Raw genomic sequence first — 867 nt, 5'->3', positions numbered from 1 at the left:
TATCATCCAGCCCCTCCCGATCTTGAATCGGGGCGGCGATGCCCCCATCCCGGAAGCCACGACAATTCGATTCGAAAGCGAGTGAGTTCCCGATGGCCGATAACGCTCCCAAGGCTGCGCCGAAACCTGCGACCAAGACGTCGCCCGCGGAATTCGTCAATCAGGTCCGCGCCGAAACGCGCAAGGTCGTCTGGCCGACCCGCGAAGAGACGATCCGCACGGCGATCTTCGTCTTCATCATGATGGTGATCCTCTCGCTGTTCTTCCTGGGCGTGGATTCGGCCTTCGGGGCCGTGGTGAGCTGGCTGCTCACTCTCGCCTGAGGCCGCTTTCCGGCCACCGACACAGATATTTTGACAGGGTAATTTTCACGATCATGGCACGCTGGTACATCATCCACGCCTATTCCGGCTTCGAGAACAAGGTCCGCGATTCCATTATCGCCGAGGCCGAGCGGCTGGGCCTGTCCGAAGGCGTCGAAGAGGTCGAAGTGCCGACCGAAACGGTGACCGAAGTCAAGCGCGGCAAGAAGGTCCAGGTCGAACGCAAGTTCATGCCGGGATACGTCCTCGCCAAGCTCAACATGACCGACGATGTCTATCACCTCGTCAAGAACACTCCGAAAGTGACGGGCTTCCTCGACGCCGCCGAAATAGCGCGCGGCTTCCTTCTCGGAAATCGCCTGCGGCTTGTTGTTGTTGCCGAGGAAGCCCGTCACTTTCGGAGTGTTCTTGACGAGGTGATAGACATCGTCGGTCATGTTGAGCTTGGCGAGGACGTATCCCGGCATGAACTTGCGTTCGACCTGGACCTTCTTGCCGCGCTTGACTTCGGTCACCGTTTCGGTCGGCACTTCGACCTCTTCGA

Annotated in this window: 1 protein-coding gene and 2 pseudogenes; 2 read left to right on the top strand and 1 reads right to left on the bottom strand. The window is 59.3% G+C overall.

Annotated elements, in window-relative coordinates:
* The first annotated feature begins 92 nt into the window (after nt 1–92).
* On the top strand, nt 93–323 hold the full coding sequence (secE, locus tag A3736_RS05470) for a preprotein translocase subunit SecE (protein ID WP_067680221.1): 231 nt from the start codon (nt 93–95) through the stop codon (nt 321–323).
* Nucleotides 324–376: 53 nt separating this feature from the next.
* Nucleotides 377–644 (top strand): annotated as a pseudogene (locus A3736_RS05465) (transcription termination/antitermination NusG family protein); the annotation flags it as partial.
* Between the two features lie 71 nt (nt 645–715).
* Here A3736_RS05465 and A3736_RS17835 read toward each other — a convergent pair.
* A pseudogene (locus A3736_RS17835) lies at nt 716–838 on the bottom strand (transcription termination/antitermination NusG family protein); the annotation flags it as partial.
* Nucleotides 839–867 lie beyond the last annotated feature (29 nt).

The sequence above is a fragment of the Erythrobacter sp. HI0063 genome, assembly GCF_001635685.1.
GTDB lineage: Bacteria > Pseudomonadota > Alphaproteobacteria > Sphingomonadales > Sphingomonadaceae > Qipengyuania.
The sequence above is the reverse complement of the archived record's forward strand: the minus strand, read 5'-3'. Positions and strand labels throughout refer to the sequence as shown.

Bases quoted from the DNA above. Each gene is read 5' to 3' on its own strand.
- secE (WP_067680221.1), top strand. From the start codon at position 93: ATGGCCGATAACGCTCCCAAGGCTGCGCCGAAACCTGCGACCAAGACG.